Raw genomic sequence first — 22,353 nt, 5'->3', positions numbered from 1 at the left:
GAGAACACTCATGACAACGCAAACTCAATTCGATCAACTCAAAACAGCAGGGTATAACCTGATTCCAGTCTATCGTCAGCGCTTAGCCGATACTGAGACACCATTGTCAGTTTTTGCGCGCCTAAAAGAGCATAAGCAAGCCTATTTGTTTGAATCTGTGGAAGGTGGGGAGAACTGGGCACGCTATTCTATTATTGGTTTAGGTGAATCTACCGTGTTCTCATGCAACGCGGGTGAGCTGACCATTCAACAAGCCGATGGCACTATAAAAAAGCAACCCTGTACAGATCCGTTCCAATTCATCCGAGATTTTCAGTCGCAGTATAAAGTACCTACTCAAGCTGATTTACCTGCTCTGCCAAGCTTTACCGGTGGCTTGGTGGGCTACTTTGGTTATGATGCGGTACGTTATATTGAACCGCGTTTAAACAACGCGCCAGAAGCAGACCCAGTGGGTTTGCCTGATATTTGGATGATGTTGTCTAAAACAGTGATTGTGTTTGATAACTTAAAAGATACGCTATTCCTGATCGTGCATGCCGATGTGGTCGATGCGGATGCGTATAACCAAGCCCAGCAGCAACTGGATGCATTGGAAGATTTACTCGCAACGCCCATTAGTCTAAAAGCCACGCCGCATACTGCACCGCATTTTGAGTCACTCACGGGCAAAGCAAAATTCTTAGAATCGATTGAAACGGTGAAAGAGTATATTCGTGCGGGCGATGTGATGCAGGTGGTGCCAGGGCATCGTATGGTCTCTGACTTTGATGGTGAACCTTTACAAGTCTATCGCGCGCTACGTCATTTGAACCCATCGCCTTATTTGTTCTTGGTACAGGGGCAAACTTTGGAAAATAATCAGCCTTTTCATATTGTCGGTTCTTCCCCTGAAATTTTATCTCGCCTTGAAAATGGGATTGCAACCGTACGTCCGCTGGCAGGTACGCGACCGCGTGGTAAAACAAAAGAAGAAGATTTGGCGTTAGAACAAGACTTGCTGTCGGATGAAAAAGAGATTGCTGAACATTTAATGCTGATTGACTTGGGTCGAAATGATGTTGGTCGTGTCTCGAAAATTGGCAAAGTGCAAGTGACTGATCAAATGGTGATCGAACGTTATTCGCATGTCATGCATATTGTTTCTAATGTGCAAGGCGAAGTTCGTGATGATGTGGATGCCTTGGATGTTTTTAAAGCAACTTTCCCCGCAGGCACACTTTCAGGTGCACCAAAAATTCGTGCGATGGAAATTATTGACCAAGTAGAACCCGTAAAACGTGGAATTTTTGGCGGTGCTGTTGGTTATTTAGGCTGGCATGGTGAAATGGACATGTCGATTGCAATTCGTACCTGTGTGATTCGTGAAAATAAGGTCTATGTTCAGGCAGGAGCGGGGCTTGTTTATGACTCAAATCCTGAATCTGAGTGGAATGAAACCCAAATAAAAGCTCGCGCAGTGATCAAAGCGGTTGAATTATCGTCAAACGGATTGATTTTGTGAGTTTTTGACGTTTTTTTTGAAAAAAACACTTGCAAGGATTTTGAGTTTTGCTAAACTGCACACCGTTCCGATACGAAACGTACGAAACACTAAGAAACGCCGGCATAGCTCAGTTGGTAGAGCAACTGACTTGTAATCAGTAGGTCCACAGTTCGAATCCGTGTGCCGGCACCATCTTAGAGAGTTGAGTAGGTTAAGTAAAGAGCGACACTGAAGTAAGTGTAAAATGGTGAGGTTCCCGAGCGGTCAAAGGGGGCGGACTGTAACTCCGCTACGAAAGTTTCGAAGGTTCGAATCCTTCCCTCACCACCAATTTTAAGACTTCAAGAAAGTGGTCTTTGTACCAACATCGTGCGGGAGTAGCTCAGTTGGTAGAGCGGTAGCCTTCCAAGCTACATGTCGCGAGTTCGACCCTCGTCTCCCGCTCCATTTGAAGTTTTATATTTGCTCTTATAGCTCAGTGGTAGAGCACTCCCTTGGTAAGGGAGAGGTCTCGAGTTCAAATCTCGATAAGAGCTCCAGATTACAGTTTAGTAGAATTTCTACAAATTTTTAAAGAAGCAGGCTTATTAGTCTGCTTTTCAAGTATTTGGTGTTTGATTTTTTAGGCGATGTGTCGATACTGAGTTGTTTATACCTGTGTTCGACGTAAACGAGGAAGATGAACATGGCTAAGGCTAAGTTTGAACGTAATAAGCCACACGTTAACGTGGGCACAATCGGTCACGTTGACCATGGTAAAACAACTTTAACAGCTGCAATTGCAACTGTATGTGCGAAGAAATTCGGTGGCGAAGCGAAAGACTACGCTGCAATTGACTCTGCACCAGAAGAAAAAGCACGTGGTATTACAATTAATACTTCACACGTAGAATACGATTCTCCAACTCGTCACTACGCACACGTAGACTGCCCGGGCCACGCCGATTATGTTAAAAACATGATTACTGGTGCTGCTCAGATGGACGGCGCGATTCTTGTATGTGCTGCGACTGATGGTCCAATGCCACAGACTCGTGAACACATCCTTCTTTCTCGTCAGGTTGGTGTACCTTACATTCTTGTATTCCTTAACAAGTGTGACCTTGTTGATGATGAAGAACTTCTTGAATTAGTAGAAATGGAAGTTCGTGAACTTCTTTCTACGTATGACTTCCCAGGTGATGACACTCCAGTTATCCGTGGTTCAGCTCTTCTTGCACTTAACGGTGACGCTGGTCAGTATGGCGAAGAAGCAGTTGTTGCGCTTGTTGACGCGCTTGACACTTACATTCCAGAGCCAGTACGTGCAATCGACCAAGCATTCTTAATGCCAATCGAAGACGTATTCTCTATTTCTGGTCGTGGTACAGTAGTAACTGGCCGTGTAGAAACTGGTATTGTGAAAGTAGGCGAATCAGTTGAAATCGTTGGTATCCGTGATACTCAAGTAACTACAGTTACTGGCGTAGAAATGTTCCGTAAACTTCTAGACGAAGGCCGTGCGGGCGAGAACTGTGGTGTTCTTCTACGTGGTACTAAGCGTGAAGACGTACAACGTGGTCAAGTACTTGCTAAACCAGGTGCAATCAAGCCGCACACTAAATTCGATGCAGAAGTATACGTACTTTCTAAAGAAGAAGGTGGTCGTCATACTCCATTCCTTAACGGTTACCGTCCACAGTTCTACTTCCGTACAACTGACGTAACTGGCGCGATCAAATTACAAGATGGCGTTGAAATGGTTATGCCTGGTGACAACGTAGAAATGTCAGTAGAATTAATCCACCCAATCGCAATGGACCCAGGTCTACGTTTTGCGATCCGTGAAGGTGGCCGTACAGTTGGTGCTGGTGTAGTTGCTAAAGTAACTGCATAATTATAAAATAAAATTACAAATTGGGGTTTCGGCTCCAATTTGTTTTGCAGGTCAGTAGTTCAATTGGTAGAGCGTCGGTCTCCAAAACCGAATGTTGGGGGTTCGAGTCCCTCCTGGCCTGCCAACTTTTTTATAAAAGACGCTTGATGTCGGCAAAACTGGTCATATAATAAGTCGCGAAACCTACGACGAGTACAAAAATGTCGAATGAAAAATTACGCGACGCACAAAACGACGCGGCAATCCCTCAAAGAAATAATTCTGCTGAAGTAGTTAAATCTGGTTCTCCCCTAGACGTCGTCTTATGGATTATCGCATTGATTTTATTAATTGGTGCGACCATGGTGAATCAACACCTACCAGCGTATTGGGCACCAGCCAACGATATCTGGGTGCGCGTTGGGGTAATTTTGGCTTGTATCATCGTGGCATTCGGTTTATTATACGCCACCCATCAAGGCAAAGGCTTTGCTCGTTTGTTGAAAGACTCACGAATTGAGCTGCGTCGAGTGACTTGGCCAACGAAGCAAGAGACCATGACCACATCTTGGCAGGTGCTTGCGGTTGTAGTTGTTGCATCCATTTTATTATGGTGTTTTGACTACATTTTGGGCTGGTTAATGAAGTTTATTATCGGGTAAGAGAGCTATGAAACGTTGGTACATTATTCATGCCTATTCAGGTTATGAAAAACAAGTGATGCGTTCACTTAATGATCGAATCCAGCGTAGCGCTGTAGCCGATAGCTTTGGTGAAGTCCTTGTTCCTACCGAAGAAGTGGTAGAAATGAAGGATGGTAAGAAACGTAAATCTGAACGTAAGTTCTTTCCAGGCTATGTATTGGTCGAAATGGAAATGAATGATGAAACTTGGCACATTGTTAAAGAATGTCCAAAAGTTTTAGGTTTTATTGGTGGTACGGCTGAGAAACCGGCGCCAATTACCCAACGTGAAGCAGATGCGATTCTTGCTCGTGTACGCAATACTGGTGAAGCACCACGTCCGAAGACGATGTTTGAACCAGGCGAAGAATTACTCGTAATTGACGGTCCATTCACAGACTTTAAAGGTGTGGTGGAAGAAGTTCTATACGAAAAGTCACGTTTAACGTTGACCATTAATGTATTCAATCGACCAACTCAGGTTGAGCTGGAATTTCGCCAAGTCGAAAAATCAGTTTAATTCGAAGTGGTTGAAAAACGCCTGGCTTATTTATAAGTCAGGCATTGTTGTTGTAACGGTATCGTTACTTAGAAATTGGGGAGCCTTCATCGGCGTTTGTACCCAGAGGTAATTTGAAATGGCTAAGAAGATTGACGGCTATATCAAGCTGCAAGTTCCAGCTGGTAAAGCGAATCCATCTCCACCGATTGGTCCTGCATTGGGTCAACGTGGTGTTAACATCATGGCATTCTGTAAAGAATTCAATGCTGCGACACAAAAACTTGAAGTTGGTTTACCAATTCCAGTCGTGATCACTGTGTACAACGACAAGTCGTTCACATTCATCATGAAAACTCCTCCTGCATCTATTCTTCTTAAGAAAGCTGCTGGTATCCAAAAGGGTTCTGCTGTACCTAACAAAACTAAAGTTGGTAAGTTGACTCGTGCTCAATTGGAAGAAATCGCGACTACTAAAGAACCAGATTTAACTGGTGCTGATTTAGACGCACGTGTTCGTACCATCGCTGGTTCTGCACGTTCTATGGGCTTGGAAGTGGAGCTATAAGACATGGCAAAGTTAACTAAACGTCAAAAAGCCATTGCTGCTGCTATTGAAGCAAACAAAGTTTACACTTTAGAAGAAGCAGTAGCTGTTCTTGCTGGTCTTCCTGCTGCGAAATTCAAAGAATCTTTGGATGTTGCGGTAAACCTAGGTGTTGACCCTCGTAAATCTGACCAAGTTGTTCGTGGCGCGACTACACTTCCTGCAGGTACTGGTAAAACTGTACGTGTAGCTGTGTTTGCTCAAGGCGCTGCTGCTGAAGCTGCTAAAGCTGAAGGCGCAGACATCGTTGGTTTTGATGACCTTGCTGAAAGCATTCAAGCGGGTAACCTTGACTTTGACGTAGTAATTGCTGCTCCTGATGCAATGCGCGTTGTGGGTAAGTTGGGTACGATTCTTGGTCCACGTGGCTTAATGCCAAACCCTAAAGTGGGTACTGTAACTCCTGACGTAGCTGGTGCAGTTAAAAATGCAAAAGCTGGTCAAGCACGTTACCGTGTAGACAAAGCGGGTATTATCCACGCTGCGATCGGTCAAGTAGATTTCTCTGCTGAAGCTGTTCGTCAAAACGTTGAAACTTTGATTGCAGACTTGAAAAAGTTAAAGCCTGCGACATCTAAAGGTGTATACATCAAAAAGATCACTTTGAGCTCAACTATGGGTCCTGGTCTTGTTGTTGATGTAAGCAACGTTTCTAACTAAGTTTTACTTAGACAGAATTTTAAAGCCCTGAGTAAAAATCAAAGCGCTGCTTTGATTTTTACGCAAGAAACGCTCTGTCGTATATTGCAAACTTAGGCAAACTTTGAATTGGTAAATGTAGATTTATCAGCGTCAAAGACCTCAGGCGAGAGTAATTTCGATTACTTTCTTAATTTCCCAGCCTGAGTAGACGCGGTGGTGTGATTTGTTCATCCTCCGCGTGTAGGTTCAGTGATGAACTTGCGAATTGGGAGTGTACTTCGCGTAAGTACATAAATCACCGTTAGGAGGTTTTACAATGGCTCTTCTTATCGAAGGCAAAAAACAGATCGTTGCTGAAGTAACTGAAGTTGCTTCTACTGCGTTTGCTGCTGTTGTTGCTGACTACCAAGGTTTAACTGTTGAGCAATTAACTGCTCTTCGTGTTGAAGCTCGTAAGTTAGGTGTTGCTACACGTGTTGTACGTAATACTTTGGCTAAACGTGCTCTTCAAGATACTCCATTCAATATCTTGAACGACAACCTTGTTGGCCCAACAATTTTAGCTTTCTCAACTTCTGCAGATGATATGGGTGCTGCGGCACGCTTATTCGAAGAATTTGCGAAAACTAACAAAGCATTTGAACTTAAAGCTGCTGCATTTGAAGGCAAACTTTATCAAGGCGAAGAAGTTAGCGTTATCGCGAATCTTCCAAACCAAGAGAAAGCGCTTACTATGCTTGCAAGCGTTCTTCAAGCTCCTATTTCGAAATTGGGTCGCTTACTTACAGCGCTTCAAGAGAAAAACGAGTCAGAAGCTGCATAAGCTCAAACTTAAACACACATCATTCAATACCCATTTGGAGTTACTCTCATGGCTTTAACAAACGAAGAAATCTTAAACGCAGTTGCTGAAAAAACTGTTCTTGAACTTGTTGAACTTATTTCTGCTTTCGAAGAAAAATTCAACGTATCTGCTGCTGCTGTAGCTGTAGCTGCAGGTCCTGCTGCTGCTGCTGCTGAAGAACAATCAGAATTCAACGTTGAGTTGACTTCTTTCGGCGCGAACAAAGTAGCTGTGATTAAAGCAGTTCGTGAAATCACTGGTCTTGGCTTGAAAGAAGCTAAAGACATGGTTGAAGGCGCTCCTTCAGTTCTTAAAGAAGCAGTTTCTAAAGAAGAAGCTGAAGAACTTAAGAAAAAACTTGAAGAAACTGGTGCTACTATTACTATTAAGTAATGCTACCAGGGGGGGAATGTTAATTTCACCCCAAAAATTGGCTGATGGCTCTTGGGTCATCAGCCTTTTTGCGTTACAATAATCGGCTCGATTTTTGTTTGCTTGGTGGAAAACCCATCAAATTAAAATAAAGAAAAGAATCAAACGCTTACCAATATTTTTAAATTTGAAAAATATTGGTAAGCGTTTCAATACCACTGAAAATTGCAGCATTTGTAAAAAGTGGTGGCCATATCGGCCTGCGTAATTCCTTCTGAGCCCGTTCTGCAGGCGGGCTCGGTTTACTTTCCGAGGACTCCAGATGGCATACTCATATACCGAAAAGAAACGGATCCGTAAGAATTTTGGTAAATTGCCTAGTGTTATGGATGCTCCGTACTTGCTCGCGATTCAAGTCGACTCGTACAGAACATTTTTACAAGATGGCAAATCACCAAAAAACCGCGAAGATATCGGTCTGCAAGCCGCGTTTCGTTCAGTTTTTCCTATAGAAAGTTATTCTGGCAATGCTGCTTTAGAATTTGTTGAGTATAGTCTTGGTAAGCCTGAGTTTGATGTACGCGAATGTATTCTTCGTGGCTCAACTTATGCAGCACCAATGCGCGTAAAAATTCGTTTGATCTTAAAAGATCGCGAAACTAAATCAATTAAAGACGTGCGCGAGCAAGAAGTGTACATGGGTGAAATGCCACTCATGACCGATAACGGTACATTCGTTATTAATGGTACTGAGCGTGTAATCGTATCTCAATTACACCGTTCACCAGGCGTGTTCTTTGACCACGATAAAGGCAAAACCCACTCTAGTGGTAAAGTGCTTTATTCTGCACGTATTATTCCTTACCGTGGGTCATGGTTAGACTTTGAATTTGACGCAAAAGACCTTGTATTTGTGCGTATTGACCGTCGTCGTAAATTACTCGCGACTGTGGTTCTTCGTGCTTTGGGTTATAACAATGCGCAAATCTTAGACTTGTTCTATGAAAAAGTGCCTGTATACCTAGACATGGGTAGCTACCAGATTGACCTTGTTCCAGAACGCTTGCGTGGCGAAATGGCACAATTTGACATCGTAGACAATGATGGCAAAACCATTGTTGAGCAAGGCAAGCGTATCAACGCGCGTCATGTGCGTCAAATGGAAGCTGCTGGCCTAGAAAAGCTTTCTGTGCCAGATGAGTACTTGTACGAGCGCATTACTGCGGAAGACATCCCACTTAAAGATGGTGATGTGATTGCAGCTAATACCTTGTTAAGCCATGAAGTGATGGTGAAATTGGCTGAAGGTGGTGTTAAACAATTTAACATTCTATTCACCAATGACATCGATCGTGGTTCATTCGTTGCAGATACTTTACGTGCCGACACCACGACAGGTCGTGAAGAAGCATTGGTAGAAATCTACAAAGTAATGCGTCCAGGCGAGCCACCAACGAAAGAAGCGGCTGAAAACTTATTCAATAACTTATTCTTCTCTTCAGAACGTTATGACCTCTCTCCAGTGGGTCGTATGAAGTTCAACCGTCGTTTGGGTCGTCCTTACGAAGTGGGTACGGATCAGAAGTCTCGTGAAGTTGAAGGTATTTTGTCGAACGAAGATATCACTGATGTACTCAAAACATTGGTTGAAATCCGTAACGGTAAAGGTGAAGTCGATGATATCGACCACTTGGGTAACCGTCGCGTACGTTCAGTAGGCGAAATGACTGAAAACCAATTCCGTGTTGGTCTAGTTCGTGTAGAACGTGCTGTTAAAGAACGTTTAAGCCAAGCTGAAACAGATAACTTGTCTCCGCAAGATTTGATCAATGCGAAACCAGTGGCTGCTGCAATCAAAGAATTCTTTGGTTCAAGCCAATTATCTCAGTTCATGGACCAAAACAACCCATTGTCTGAGATTACGCACAAACGTCGTGTATCGGCGCTTGGTCCTGGTGGTTTGACACGTGAACGTGCAGGCTTTGAGGTACGTGACGTACACCAAACTCACTACGGTCGTGTATGTCCAATTGAAACGCCGGAAGGTCCAAACATTGGTTTGATCAACTCGCTTTCTGTTTATGCGAAATGTAACAATTTCGGTTTCTTAGAAACACCATACCGTAAAGTGGTTGATGGTCGTGTAACGGATGAAGTTGAGTATTTATCTGCAATTGAAGAAGTAGGTACTGTGATTGCACAGGCCGATTCTGGCGTAGATAAAGACGGTAACTTAACAGAAGAATTTGTTTCTGTACGTCACCAAGGTGATTTCGTACGTATGCCGCCTGAAAAAGTGACGCATATGGACGTTTCTGCACAGCAGGTTGTTTCTGTTGCGGCATCACTGATTCCATTCCTTGAACACGATGACGCCAACCGTGCATTGATGGGTTCAAACATGCAGCGTCAAGCTGTGCCTACATTGATTGCTGACAAACCGCTTGTAGGTACAGGCATGGAAGCAAATGTAGCGCATGACTCAGGTGTGTGTGTGATTGCGGGTCGTGGTGGTCGTATCGAGTTTGTCGATGCTTCACGTGTCGTGATTCGTGTCAACGAAGACGAAATGGTTGCAGGCGAGGCAGGTGTAGATATCTATAACCTGATCAAATATACACGTTCGAACCAAAACACTTGTATTAACCAAAAAGTTCTTGTGAAACTTGGTGATAAAGTGGGTCGTGGCGATGTATTGGCTGACGGTCCATCAACAGATGGCGGTGAGCTTGCGCTCGGTCAAAACATGCGCGTTGCGTTCATGACGTGGAATGGTTACAACTATGAAGACTCGATCTTACTTTCAGAGCGTGTACTTCAAGAAGACCGTTTAACCTCGATTCACATTCAAGAATTATCATGTGTTGCACGTGATACGAAATTAGGTGCTGAAGAGATCACAGCGGATATCCCGAATGTGGGTGAAGCTGCACTGTCTAAGCTTGATGAATCAGGTATCGTATATATCGGTGCTGAAGTGACTGCTGGCGATATCCTTGTAGGTAAAGTAACGCCTAAAGGTGAAACGCAGTTAACACCAGAAGAAAAATTGCTTCGTGCAATCTTCGGTGAAAAAGCAGCTGACGTAAAAGACTCATCTTTACGTGTTCCATCAGGTACCAAAGGTACAGTGATTGACGTTCAAGTGTTTACACGTGATGGTCTTGAAAAAGACGAACGTGCTCAAGCAATTGAAAAAGCTCAGCTTGATTCATACCGTAAAGACTTGAAAGAAGAATACAAAATCTTCGAAGAAGCAGCACGTGAACGTATTGTTCGTTTGTTGACAGGTCAAGAGTCTAACGGTGGTGGTACAACCAAGCGTGGCGATAAGCTTTCTGCAGACGTATTGTCTGGTTTAGAGTTGGTTGATTTACTTGAAATCCAACCGACTGATGAAGCTATTGCAGAGCGTTTAACTCAAATTCAAGTGTTCTTGAAAGAGAAGAGCTTTGAAATTGATGAGAAATTTGCAGAGAAAAAACGCAAACTTTCTACAGGTGATGAATTAACAACAGGTGTATTGAAAGTTGTTAAGGTTTACTTGGCTGTTAAACGTCGCATCCAACCGGGTGATAAGATGGCGGGTCGTCACGGTAACAAGGGTGTTGTTTCTAACATCTTACCTGTTGAAGACATGCCGCACGATGCCAATGGTGTTCCAGTCGACATCGTATTGAACCCACTGGGTGTACCGTCACGTATGAACGTGGGTCAGATTCTAGAGACTCACTTAGGTATGGCAGCGAAAGGTCTTGGCGAAGAAATCGACAAGATGTTAAAAGCGCAACGTACTGTACTTGAGCTTCGTGGATTCTTAGACAAGATTTATAACAAAGTTGGTGGCGAGCAAGAAGATCTTGATAGCTTAACTGATGATGAAATTTTGGTGCTTTCGGGTAACTTACGTGCGGGTGTTCCACTTGCAACGCCAGTATTCGATGGTGCTGAAGAATCACAAATTAAAGACTTGTTAGAGCTTGCGAACATTTCACGTACTGGTCAAACAGTATTGTATGATGGTCGTACAGGTGAACAGTTTGACCGTCCTGTAACTGTAGGTTACATGTACATGTTGAAACTGAACCACTTGGTAGACGACAAGATGCACGCGCGTTCTACTGGTTCTTACTCATTAGTAACTCAACAGCCGCTTGGTGGTAAAGCACAATTCGGTGGTCAGCGTTTCGGTGAGATGGAGGTCTGGGCGCTTGAAGCATATGGCGCAGCTTACACGCTTCAAGAAATGCTTACTGTTAAGTCGGATGACGTTGAAGGTCGTACCCGTATCTATAAGAACATTGTAGATGGTAACCATTATATGGACCCAGGTATGCCTGAATCGTTCAACGTATTGACCAAAGAGATCCGTTCTTTAGGTATCAACATTGAACTGAAAAATGGTGACTAAGAAATCTCCCCCAACCCCTCTTTGAGAAAGAGGGGAGAAAGTCCCCCTTTACAAAGGGGGATTTAGGGGGATTTTTCGAGATTCCCAAATTTCAGTAAAAAACAATATTTGTGACCCAGTTGTGTAGTGAAAGTCTCCACAACACACGGAGAAAAAAATTGAAAGACTTGCTCGATATCATGCGCAAAAAGACGGATTCAGATGGTCATGCTCCAGTTGAGTTTGATCGCATCCGTATTGGTCTTGCGTCACCAGAAATGATTAAGTCATGGTCTCATGGTGAAGTTAAAAAGCCTGAAACCATTAACTATCGTACGTTCAAACCAGAACGTGATGGTTTATTCTGTGCCAAAATTTTTGGCCCAGTCAAAGATTACGAATGCTTGTGTGGTAAATACAAGCGTATGAAATACAAAGGCGTCATTTGTGAAAAATGTGGCGTTGAAGTAACAACTGCGAAAGTTCGTCGTGAGCGTATGGGTCACATCGAGCTGGCTTCTCCAGTTGCACATATTTGGTTCTTAAAATCACTTCCGAGCCGTATCGGTCTATTATTAGACATGACTTTACGTGATATCGAACGTGTATTGTATTTCGAATCTTACGTAGTAACTGACCCAGGTATGACTCCATTTGAGAAATACCAACTTTTAAACGATGAAGAATACTTCAACGCTTTAGAAGAACACGGTGATGAATTCACTGCGAAAATGGGTGCAGAAGCTGTTCAAGACTTGTTAAAAGACATCGATCTTGAAAACGAAATTTCACGTTTACGTGAAGAAATTCCAAACACAACGTCTGAGACTAAGCTTAAAAAAGCGTCTAAGCGTTTGAAGTTGATGGAAGCGTTTAAAGAGTCAAACAACAAGCCAGAATGGATGGTGATGAATGTACTTCCAGTACTTCCACCAGATCTTCGTCCGTTAGTACCACTTGAAGGTGGTCGTTTCGCGACTTCTGATTTGAACGACCTTTACCGTCGTGTGATCAACCGTAACAACCGTTTGAAGCGTCTTCTTGACCTTGCAGCGCCAGACATTATCGTACGTAATGAAAAACGTATGTTACAAGAGTCTGTAGATGCATTGTTAGACAACGGTCGTCGTGGTCGTGCAATCACGGGTTCGAACAAGCGTCCTCTTAAATCTTTGGCTGACATGATCAAAGGTAAACAAGGTCGTTTCCGTCAAAACTTACTTGGTAAGCGTGTTGACTATTCAGGTCGTTCGGTAATTACTGTAGGTCCTACTTTACGTTTGCACCAATGTGGTCTTCCGAAGAAAATGGCACTTGAATTATTCAAGCCATTCATTTTCGCGAAACTACAAGCATCTGGCCAAGCAACAACCATTAAAGCTGCGAAGAAAATGGTTGAGCGCGAAACCCCAGAAGTTTGGGACGTTCTTGCTCACGTGATTCGTCAACACCCAGTGATGTTGAACCGTGCGCCTACACTTCACCGTTTGGGTCTGCAAGCATTTGAACCGATCCTGATTGAAGGTAAAGCAATCCGTCTTCACCCACTCGTTTGTGCTGCGTTTAACGCCGACTTCGATGGTGACCAAATGGCGGTACACGTACCATTAACACTTGAAGCGCAGTTAGAAGCGCGTGCGTTAATGATGTCGACCAACAACATCTTGTCTCCAGCGAACGGTGAGCCAATCATCGTACCGTCTCAGGACGTTGTCTTAGGCTTGTATTACATCACTCGTGATGCGATCAATGCCAAAGGTGAAGGCATGGTGTTTGCAGATACTCACGAAGTTAACCGTGCACTTGCAACAGGTCAGGTAAATTTACACGCTCGCGTAAAAGCACGTGTACACCAGACTGTGATTGATGAAAATGGTAACCGTGAGCAGCAAACTATTGTTGTGGATACCACACCAGGTCGCTGCTTACTTTGGGAAGTTGTGCCAGAGGGTATGGATTTCCAACAAATCAACGTTGAGATGACCAAGAAAAACATCTCTAAATTGATTAACTCTTGCTACCGTAAATTAGGTCTTAAAGATACCGTGATCTTTGCGGACCAATTGATGTACTTAGGTTTCCGTCAAGCGACACGTTCAGGCGTATCGGTAGGTATGGAAGACATGGTGATTCCACCTGCGAAGTACTCAATTATTGAAAAAGCAGAAATTGAAGTTCGTGAAATTGAGCAACAGTTCGAACAAGGTTTCGTAACTGCTGGCGAACGTTATAACAAAGTTGTCGATATTTGGGCACGTACGAATGACCAAGTAGCGAAAGCGATGATGGACAACTTGTCTTTTACCACTGTTAAAAACAAACAGGGTGAAGATGAGAAGCAAAAATCATTCAACTCGATCTATATGATGTCTGACTCAGGTGCCCGTGGTTCGGCAGCTCAGATTCGTCAGTTAGCGGGTATGCGTGGTTTGATGGCGAAACCAGATGGTTCGATCATTGAAACCCCGATTAAAGCCAACTTCCGTGAAGGTTTGACAGTACTTCAGTACTTCATTTCAACACACGGTGCACGTAAAGGTTTGGCCGATACAGCACTGAAAACAGCGAACTCTGGTTACTTGACACGTCGTCTTGTAGACGTAGCGCAAGACTTGGTTATTACTGAGCCTGACTGTGGTACTTTGGGCGGTCTTGTAATGACTCCGTTCATTCAAGGCGGTGACGTGATCGAGAACTTAGGTACTCGAGTACTGGGCCGTGTTGTTGCTGAAGATGTGAAGAAAGCAGGTTCTGATGACATTATCCTGCCACGTAACACTTTGATTGATGAGAAACTTGCAAACTTCCTAGAAGAGCAAGGTGTCGATGAAGTTAAAGTACGTTCAGTGGTTGCGTGTGAATCTACATTCGGCGTATGTGCGAAATGTTATGGTCGTGACCTTGCACGTGGTCATCAGGTGAACCCTGGTGAGTCTGTGGGTGTTATGGCTGCACAATCGATTGGTGAGCCGGGTACACAGTTAACAATGCGTACCTTCCACGTAGGTGGTGCTGCAAGCCGAACGTCTGCTGCAAACAGCGTACAAGTACGTAACAAAGGTACTGTACGTTTCCACAATGTGAAAACAGTACAACATGCCAAAGGACACTTGGTATCGACTTCTCGTTCAGGCGAAATCGGTATTGCGGATGATTTAGGTCGTGAGCGTGAGCGTTATAAACTGCCATACGGTGCGTCTATCTTGTTGAAAGATGGCGAAGCTGTAGAAGCTGGCGGTATTGTGGCGACTTGGGATCCGCACACACACCCACTTGTAACAGAAGTTGCAGGTAAAGTACGTTTCAGCCAAATCGCTGATGGCGTAACTGTTACCTCTAAAACTGATGATGCAACGGGTATGACGACGATTGAAATCTTACCTGTGACTGCACGTCCTGCGTCTGGTAAAGATTTACGTCCTGCGGTTGTTCTTGATACGACTGATGGTGATGAGCAGTTCTACTTCCTACCACAAAACACGATTCTTTCTGTCCGTGATGGCGAAACAATTGGTGTGGGTGACGTTATTGGTCGTGTACCACAAGAAACTTCACGTACGCGTGACATTACCGGTGGTCTACCGCGTGTAGCTGACTTGTTCGAAGCACGTAAACCGAAAGAGCATGCGATTCTTGCTGAAATTTCAGGTGTTGTAAGCTTTGGTAAAGAGACTAAAGGTAAGAACCGTTTAGTGATTACTCCAGATGATGGTTCTGAGATTTACGAAGAACTGATTCCAAAATGGCGTACCATGAACGTGTTCGAAGGCGAACATGTGAACCGTGGTGAGACTGTTTCTGATGGTCCACAAAACCCACATGACATCCTACGCTTGAAAGGCGAAGTTGCGCTGACCAACTACATCGTGAACGAAGTTCAAGACGTATACCGTCTGCAAGGTGTAAAAATCAACGACAAGCACATTGAAGTGATCGTACGTCAAATGTTGCGTAAAGTTGATATCACTGATGGCGGTGATACAAGCTTCATCAAAGGCGAGCAAGTGGATTACATCCGCGTGATGCAAGAGAACCAAGCTGTTCTTGCGCAAAACAAGTTCCCTGCGAAGTTTGAACGTCAATTGATGGGTATTACCAAAGCATCGTTGTCTACTGACTCGTTCATCTCTGCTGCATCGTTCCAGGAAACTACACGTGTGTTAACTGAAGCGGCTGTAACAGGTAAAGAAGATGATTTACGTGGCTTGAAAGAGAACGTAGTTGTAGGTCGTTTGATTCCTGCAGGTACTGGTCTTGCGTATCACTTAGAGCGTCGTCGTCAAGAAGCTGAAGCTGCAGAGCATGAGCTTGTAAATGACTTCTCTGATGTGGATCAAGCATTAAGCCAAGCATTTAGCGATGAGTTTAACGGTCTATAATTAGCCCTTTAAACGCGTGAAAAAGCCACCTTCGAGTGGCTTTTTTTTGTCCTTTTGTTACAAAAGAGGATTTAAGCTTTTATAAATTTCACATTTTTCCTATATTAAAAATATAAGTACACAAATCTCCTTACTTCATTAACGATTAAAAAATAGAGGTGGTTCCACATGAAATTGACATCAAAACTATTGGGCTTAAGCATCTTCGCATTTGTGAGCCAAACGATGGCAGCACCGATGCCGAATACCATCACCGTGGAGGATAAGGCTGTTGTACCGATTGTCAAAACACAGATTATTCGCAGTGTCGCGGGTCAAGCCCCAGTGCGGACGACCGAAGCGACTATTTTTGAAGTGAAAAATGGCGGTAAAGATATTGTGGCACGTGAAGTGGTTCTCGAGGAAAATGCCAGCCAATTTTCAGATAAAAAAATGTCGGCACCGATTGTGCAAAAGGGTAGCGTGATTGTTCCGACATCCAAAGTTGAAGTGAAATCGACCTTGAGTCAAGGTGGTGTTGTCCTTGCAGAAGGTAAGCAAGTTGATGCACAAGGGATTGAGTTTAAGAAAGGGCAGCATCCTGTACGTAAGGAGCTGAAACTGGATCAAGTGAAAGATCCAAACAGTAAAGAAAGTGTGACGCGTGCGGTGCTCCAAGAAAATGGCACCACCACCAAAGATGTGGTTGTGGTGAAAGAGCCTGAATAAGCTTGAGTTGAATACGGTATAAAGCCCTCTAAGGAGGGCTTCTTGCTTACAAATTTTCAGCAATAGCAGCTGTAATCGTAACATTTTACGAGTTTTAAGTTCATACTGATCTTTTATGCTGTAAGAAATAGCCAATAAGGACAAATCTCATGAAAAAGTATATGAGCATTATTGCAGTGGCATCTCTTTCGACGATGCTGTTGGCAGGTTGTGAAAATATGAGCGCTTCTGAGCAACGTATTGGGACAGCGGCTTTAGGCGGTGCAGTAGGTGGTGCTGCGGGGAATAGCCTCGGTGGCGGTGTAGGTGCAGCCATTGGTGGCGGTGCTGGTGCAGCTGTGGGCAGTAAAACTCAAGGTGGCTCAAACCGTAGTGCAACCTACAGTGGTGTTGGCGGTGCGATTGGTTCAGCAGTGGGTAAAAGCGTGTTTGGTGGTAATACCGGCGCAGCCATTGGTGGTGCCATCGGCGGTGGTGCAGGCGCTGCAATTGAAGAACGTAAATAATGTTTTAAGTTCAAATTTCAAAAAAAGCACTTCATGGAAGTAATGCCAGTCAGTTAAGCAAAAAAAGTTAAAATACTGTAAAAAGAGCGTATGTAAATACGCTCTTTTTTTATGAATTTATCTCAGAATTTAGATTTAACATTAAAACAAACCCTACCTTCACTTTCACAATTCAGTGAATTGATTGATTTAAACTGGATTGAAGATTGCTTAAACCAAACAGGTAAAGCATCAATTCGAAAAAGAAAACTGCCTGCTGAACATGTTGTTTGGCTGGTGATCGGACTTGCTCTATTTCGAAATCAACCGATTTGGTATGTGGTTCAACAATTGCAACTTGTTTTCGGTACGGCAGAATACTGTGTACCGAGTGCATCCGTACAAGCAAGACAACGCTTAGGCTTAGAACCCATGAGTGCTTTATTTTCGACATTAAGTCAGGCATGGTTTAAAGACTCACAACAACAATATAGCAACTTTCACGGTCTATGCGTTTGTGCTGTAGATGGTGTGGTTTGGTCTATGCCTCATACAGAAGAAAACTTTAAGCACTTTGGTTCATCCAAAGGCAAAACAGCAGCTGCACCTTACCCACAAGTTAGAGCGACTTGCCTGGTGAATACCAATACCCATGAAATGATTGATGCCCAAATGGGCAGTATGGATCAAGGTGAATTAACCTTAGCCAGTCAATTAAAAGCACCAGTTCGCAGTATTACCCTATTTGATCGTGCTTACTTCTCTGCTGATTTTTTAGTGAGCTGGCAATCTCAGGCAGAAGAGAGTCATTGGTTGATGCGAGCAAAGGACAACCTGCGTTATGAAGTGATTCATCATAATGCGGCCCATGACTTTCAGATCAAAATGCCTGTTTCAGCAAGAGCAAAAAAGATAAATCCGTCATTGGGTGACTATTGGGAAGCACGTTTAATTGAAGTTGAATATGCAGGAAAAATAAGACGTTACATTACATCATTAACAGATTCTAAAGTTTATCCATTCAAAGACCTTGCAATGCTTTATATCCAGCGTTGGGAAATAGAAATGTGTTATCGGGAAATTAAAAGTGATTTACAGGATGCAAGGATTTTAAGAAGCAAACAACCTGATTTGGTCTATCAAGAATTGTGGGGGGTATTTATTGCATATAATATCTTAAGAAGACAGATGAGGTTTATCGCTGAACATGCAAAGGTGAGTCCTTTAAGGATCAGTTTCCATGTTGCATCTATGAGTATTATCAATATCTTAAGGCACACACCTTTAGAATCAGCAGGAAACCTACCCAAACATTTAGCGCAATTATTTGAACAATCTAAAATATTTGTATTACCTGAAAAAAGGCAAAGGCAATGTCCGCGAGTAGTGAAAATTAAAGCACAAAAATATCCAAGAAAATGCCAGTCAATTTCTTAACTGACTGGCATTACTTCATGGAAGTGCTTTTTTTATAGCTGTGCTGGTTTAGGTTTTTTACGACGGATATATAAAGTCTTTTCCACTTCGGCAATTCGAATGCCAGCTTCATCGTAAATATTTAAGGTATAAATACGATGTACGGGGGCATAGTTGTCGGCCAGTTGTTTCACAGTCGCGATTTCTTGGGCATCAAGATGAAAGTCTGCATAGACTGTACTGCGCCCTGGGCTGAGAAATTGGATAGAGACTGCTTTGTCCCAGACAATATACTTATTGCCTAAGTGATGCATCAGCAGGGTCATATAAAAAGGATCGACCATTGCATATAAGCTCCCGCCAAAATGTACGCCGACAATGTTTCGGTTTTGTCGAGTCAGGGGCATTTTGACGCGAATGTGGTAGTGTTTAAGGTCAAATTTTTCAATTTGAATCCCTGCACCTTTAAAGGGAGCAAAATGATTGAGAAAGTATTTCGCGACAATTGGCTGTGTCACAAGTTTTTTTAAAATGCTCATTTCGGTCAATGGTATCTGATGAACTTCTATCCATACTAGAGAAGATCAAATCAATTGGCATTGATCGTTTTGCCAGTAAAGTATAAAAAACAGTCAATAACAATAAGGAGCTGAATATGGAGCAGCAAAGTTACTGGGTACAAACTACAGATCAGCAAAGACTTTATGTGAAAACATGGGGCAATGCGAACAATCCTGTGCTGGTCTTGGTGCATGGCTATCCAGATAATCAAGAGGTCTGGGAGCCTGTGATTGGGCATCTGGTGCAAGATTATTATATTGTGACCTATGACGTTCGCGGTGCAGGGATGTCGAGTGTGCCGCGTCTTACATGGGCCTATGCCTTGCCTCAGCTATCGCTAGATTTGGAAAGTGTGGTGAATAGTGTGATTCCGCAGCGTAGCTTTCATCTGGTTGCGCATGACTGGGGGTCGATTCAGTCATGGGAGTCCGCGACTGAGCCAAAATTTAGAGAGCGTATGCTGTCATTTACCACTATTTCAGGCCCATGCTTAGACCATGCCGCATTTTGGATGCGTGAACAGTTCACACAATACAAGCCTCAATTTTTTAAGCAATTAACGAAGTCTTGGTACATTGCGGCCTTTCAGTTGCCTTTTCTGGCACCAAGCGTATGGCAGTTTTTTAGTCCTGAGCATTGGGGCAAAGTTTTATCGCGTTTAGAAGGACGTTCAGACTTACCGCTGAATCATCACATTGCTGCCGATGGTAAGCACGGGGTTGCGCTCTACCGCGCGAACTTTATCCCACGTCTGACGAAACCTCGGGAACGCTTTGCAATTTGTCCCGTACAAGCGATTGTGTTGGAGCAAGATCAGTTTGTAAGTCCAGCGTTAATCGATGAAATGCCGAAGTGGGTCGAGGATTTTCAACGGGTGAATGTGAATGCCAACCATTGGGCAATCTTGAGCCAGCCAGAGGTAATTGCTAAAGAAATCAAAAGGTTTGTTCAAAACTGGCGTTGTGTTGAAGCTAGCTGAAATGATCTGTGAAAGAGAAAGGCGCTAGCGACCTGTAAGGGCAGAATTTTTTGGTTATTTTCTGATAAAATGCGCCTTTCTTCCAAGTCACTCTTTTCACTATGTTCGCAATTCTTGCCGCTATTGGGGTCATGTTTGGACTTTCATTAGCTCGTGTGCCTGTAGTATTTGCATTAATTATTGGTGCTGTCACAGGTGGTTTATTGGCTGGTTTAGGGCTACACGGTACCCTCGAAGCATTTAACAATGGGCTTGGGGGCGGCGCAAAAATTGCGTTGGCTTACGGGGTCTTAGGTGCATTTGCTTTGGCTTTGGCACGCTCAGGTTTACCTGACTTGTTGGCCTATAAGCTTATTAAAACATTGAAAGGTTCGAGCAATGAAAAGGCACAAAATCGGGTTAAATATCTGATTTTTATAACCGTCGCGTTAGCAGCCATTTGTTCACAAAACGTCATTCCTGTGCATATTGCGTTTATTCCAGTCCTGATTCCTCCTTTATTAAGTGTGTTTAACCATCTTCAGTTAGATCGTCGACTAATTGCTTGTGTTCTAACCTTTGGCTTGGTTGCCACTTATATGCTAGTACCATTTGGATTTGGTGCGATTTTCCTGAATGACATCTTAGGTCAAAACATTAATACTTTCGGGCAACCCTACGGCTTTAAAATCAATTATGCCGATATCCCTTCAGCAATGGCCATTCCTGTTTTTGGCATGTTTGTCGGTTTATTGGTTGCTGTATTCTTTAGTTACCGTAAGAAACGTGTATACGAAGAAGTACATGTGGAACCAGTGCAGCAAAGTATTTCTTCTGAACTTGATATCACGGGTGAGAAGTCTAAACCTGAAATTTCAAAGTTTACGTTATCTATGGCTCTCATTGCGGTAGTTGCTACGCTTTGGGTACAAATTGCATCAGATTCCATGATTTTAGCTGGTCTGGTTGGTGTTGCGATTTTGAGCTGTGCGGGCATTTTTAAATGGAAAGAAGCAGATGATGTGATTATTAGCGGTATGCGAATGATGGCATTAGTTGGTTTCATTATGATTGCAGCACAAGGTTTTGCATCTGTTATTTCTGCGACCAATCAAGTGCCAGCATTGGTAGAAGCATCAGTGCAATGGATTGGTTCTAGCCAAGGACTCGCTGCATTTTGGATGCTATTGATTGGCTTACTGATTACTTTAGGAATCGGTTCTTCGTTCTCTACCATTCCAATTTTAGCAATTATTTATGTGCCTTTGTGTATCCAGTTTGGTTTCAGTCCAGCGGCAACCATTGCGATTATTGGTACGGCTGCGGCACTTGGTGATGCGGGTTCTCCAGCTTCTGACTCCACTTTGGGACCGACTTCGGGTTTGAACATGGATGGTCAGCATGATCACATGAAAGACAGTGTGATCCCGACCTTTATTCACTTTAATATTCCACTCATGATTTTTGGTTGGATTGCGGCCATGGTTTTGTAATTTACCCTCCAATTATTATAAGAAGGCGATTTTAAATCGCCTTTTTTATTATTTATTCAGATTAAAATAATCGGGTTTATAATGTTAATTCGGATTAAAAAGGTTGGAATTAAAATATATTTATTTTGATTTTTCGTTATTAATTTAAAACCAACTAAAACAGTGTATTTAATATTTAAATCAATTATAAACAATCACTTAAAAATAGCATTTAAAATACATTATTATTATAATTGCATATTAATTACACTCTTGTTTATGATGAGTTAATGTTGATTTTTATATTAATTATTTTACAAACAGAGGTTGTTTGAAATGTTGAAGCAAATTGCTCTAATTACATTAATGGGTCTTTCTGCATCTGCTGCAATGGCAGGTCAATGGCAAGTCAAAGTCGGTGGATCTGCAATTGCGCCAACGCAGGACACGAAAATTGCGAATGGTACATTAACGGTTGAAGCAGATAGCGAACTCGCGTTTACGCCATCGGTTGAATATTTCTTTAATGACAATATTTCTGCAGAGCTGCTATTGGCGACGCCAATTAGCCATGACGTGACAGTAAATGGTAGCAATGCTGTAAAACTTAAGCATTTGCCGCCAACAGTGACTGCAAAATATAACTTTAAAAATTCAACAGGTTTCACGCCTTATATTGGTGTCGGTGCAACAGCATTTATTGCTTGGGATGAAGAAACTTCAGGTGTACTTGCAGGAACTAAAGTTAAAGTCAAAGACGACTACGGCTACGCTGCACAACTTGGTTTTAATTACCAACCTGCTGATGCGAAAAACTGGGGTGTGTTTGTCGATGTTCGTTATGCGGACTTAAACCCAAAAGTTGAAACTGTGGTTGAAAACTTTAAATTAGATATCGATCCAGTGATTTATACCCTAGGTTATAGCTACAAATTTTAATAATCAAAAGTAGCTTTTTAAGAACCTCATCGATGATGGGGTTTTTTTATGCAAAGA

The 22,353-nt window shown here is 43.0% G+C and carries 17 protein-coding genes and 5 tRNA genes; 21 read left to right on the top strand and 1 reads right to left on the bottom strand.

Features of this window, described 5'->3' with window-relative positions; translation table 11 throughout:
- Nucleotides 1-10 precede the first annotated feature (10 nt).
- From trpE to AC4CU3_RS07250, 18 genes are all read left to right on the top strand, one after another.
- A complete protein-coding gene (trpE, locus tag AC4CU3_RS07335) occupies nt 11-1,504 on the top strand; it encodes an anthranilate synthase component I (protein WP_201953330.1) in 1,494 nt (497 codons plus the stop codon).
- Nucleotides 1,505-1,602: 98 nt separating this feature from the next.
- Nucleotides 1,603-1,678, top strand: a tRNA-Thr gene (locus AC4CU3_RS07330).
- A 54-nt stretch (nt 1,679-1,732) separates the two neighbouring features.
- Nucleotides 1,733-1,816 (top strand) — tRNA-Tyr (locus AC4CU3_RS07325).
- 41 nt (nt 1,817-1,857) lie between these two features.
- Nucleotides 1,858-1,933, top strand: a tRNA-Gly gene (locus AC4CU3_RS07320).
- 17 nt (nt 1,934-1,950) lie between these two features.
- A tRNA-Thr gene (locus tag AC4CU3_RS07315) sits at nt 1,951-2,025 on the top strand.
- Nucleotides 2,026-2,171: 146 nt separating this feature from the next.
- Complete coding sequence (gene tuf, locus AC4CU3_RS07310; protein ID WP_004692776.1) at nt 2,172-3,362, top strand: elongation factor Tu; 1,191 nt, start codon at nt 2,172-2,174, stop codon at nt 3,360-3,362.
- A gap of 48 nt (nt 3,363-3,410) precedes the next feature.
- A tRNA-Trp gene (locus AC4CU3_RS07305) sits at nt 3,411-3,486 on the top strand.
- 76 nt (nt 3,487-3,562) lie between these two features.
- Nucleotides 3,563-4,003, top strand: a complete 441-nt coding sequence (gene secE, locus AC4CU3_RS07300; protein WP_201702251.1) for a preprotein translocase subunit SecE — start codon at nt 3,563-3,565, stop codon at nt 4,001-4,003.
- Between the two features lie 7 nt (nt 4,004-4,010).
- Complete coding sequence (nusG, locus tag AC4CU3_RS07295) at nt 4,011-4,544, top strand: transcription termination/antitermination protein NusG (protein WP_004692772.1); 534 nt, start codon at nt 4,011-4,013, stop codon at nt 4,542-4,544.
- Nucleotides 4,545-4,662: 118 nt separating this feature from the next.
- Nucleotides 4,663-5,091, top strand: a complete 429-nt coding sequence (gene rplK, locus AC4CU3_RS07290; RefSeq protein WP_004668262.1) for a 50S ribosomal protein L11 — start codon at nt 4,663-4,665, stop codon at nt 5,089-5,091.
- Nucleotides 5,092-5,094: 3 nt separating this feature from the next.
- Nucleotides 5,095-5,790, top strand: a complete 696-nt coding sequence (gene rplA, locus AC4CU3_RS07285) for a 50S ribosomal protein L1 (protein WP_004692770.1) — start codon at nt 5,095-5,097, stop codon at nt 5,788-5,790.
- 298 nt (nt 5,791-6,088) lie between these two features.
- Nucleotides 6,089-6,595 carry a 50S ribosomal protein L10 gene (gene rplJ / locus AC4CU3_RS07280; RefSeq protein ID WP_004692769.1) on the top strand — a complete coding sequence of 169 codons (507 nt, stop codon included), beginning with the start codon at nt 6,089-6,091 and terminating at the stop codon, nt 6,593-6,595.
- Nucleotides 6,596-6,643: 48 nt separating this feature from the next.
- Nucleotides 6,644-7,009 carry a 50S ribosomal protein L7/L12 gene (gene rplL / locus AC4CU3_RS07275; protein WP_004692767.1) on the top strand — a complete coding sequence of 122 codons (366 nt, stop codon included), beginning with the start codon at nt 6,644-6,646 and terminating at the stop codon, nt 7,007-7,009.
- Between the two features lie 301 nt (nt 7,010-7,310).
- Nucleotides 7,311-11,399 carry a DNA-directed RNA polymerase subunit beta gene (gene rpoB / locus AC4CU3_RS07270; protein ID WP_010325733.1) on the top strand — a complete coding sequence of 1,363 codons (4,089 nt, stop codon included), beginning with the start codon at nt 7,311-7,313 and terminating at the stop codon, nt 11,397-11,399.
- A 158-nt stretch (nt 11,400-11,557) separates the two neighbouring features.
- On the top strand, nt 11,558-15,757 hold the full coding sequence (gene rpoC, locus AC4CU3_RS07265; protein WP_201702254.1) for a DNA-directed RNA polymerase subunit beta': 4,200 nt from the start codon (nt 11,558-11,560) through the stop codon (nt 15,755-15,757).
- A 168-nt stretch (nt 15,758-15,925) separates the two neighbouring features.
- On the top strand, nt 15,926-16,465 hold the full coding sequence (locus AC4CU3_RS07260; protein ID WP_279043139.1) for a hypothetical protein: 540 nt from the start codon (nt 15,926-15,928) through the stop codon (nt 16,463-16,465).
- Between the two features lie 149 nt (nt 16,466-16,614).
- Nucleotides 16,615-16,971 carry a YMGG-like glycine zipper-containing protein gene (locus tag AC4CU3_RS07255; RefSeq protein WP_201953333.1) on the top strand — a complete coding sequence of 119 codons (357 nt, stop codon included), beginning with the start codon at nt 16,615-16,617 and terminating at the stop codon, nt 16,969-16,971.
- Between the two features lie 111 nt (nt 16,972-17,082).
- On the top strand, nt 17,083-18,387 hold the full coding sequence (locus tag AC4CU3_RS07250; protein ID WP_201952043.1) for an IS4 family transposase: 1,305 nt from the start codon (nt 17,083-17,085) through the stop codon (nt 18,385-18,387).
- A gap of 32 nt (nt 18,388-18,419) precedes the next feature.
- Here AC4CU3_RS07250 and AC4CU3_RS07245 read toward each other — a convergent pair whose 3' ends face one another.
- Nucleotides 18,420-18,905 carry a DUF4442 domain-containing protein gene (locus AC4CU3_RS07245; RefSeq protein WP_490738066.1) on the bottom strand — a complete coding sequence of 162 codons (486 nt, stop codon included), beginning with the start codon at nt 18,903-18,905 and terminating at the stop codon, nt 18,420-18,422.
- Nucleotides 18,906-19,021: 116 nt separating this feature from the next.
- Here AC4CU3_RS07245 and AC4CU3_RS07240 point away from each other — a divergent pair, with 116 nt between their 5' ends.
- The 3 genes from AC4CU3_RS07240 (at nt 19,022) to AC4CU3_RS07230 (ending at nt 22,296) form a co-directional block, all read left to right on the top strand.
- Complete coding sequence (locus AC4CU3_RS07240) at nt 19,022-19,906, top strand: alpha/beta fold hydrolase (protein ID WP_201953335.1); 885 nt, start codon at nt 19,022-19,024, stop codon at nt 19,904-19,906.
- A gap of 101 nt (nt 19,907-20,007) precedes the next feature.
- A complete protein-coding gene (locus tag AC4CU3_RS07235) occupies nt 20,008-21,378 on the top strand; it encodes a Na+/H+ antiporter family protein (protein ID WP_004978663.1) in 1,371 nt (456 codons plus the stop codon).
- A gap of 315 nt (nt 21,379-21,693) precedes the next feature.
- Nucleotides 21,694-22,296, top strand: coding sequence for an OmpW/AlkL family protein (locus AC4CU3_RS07230; RefSeq protein WP_201953338.1), 603 nt, complete (start codon nt 21,694-21,696; stop codon nt 22,294-22,296).
- Nucleotides 22,297-22,353 lie beyond the last annotated feature (57 nt).

Source organism: Acinetobacter sp. 802_lipA (assembly GCF_058242885.1).
This window is presented reverse-complemented; position numbering and strand designations above follow the sequence as displayed.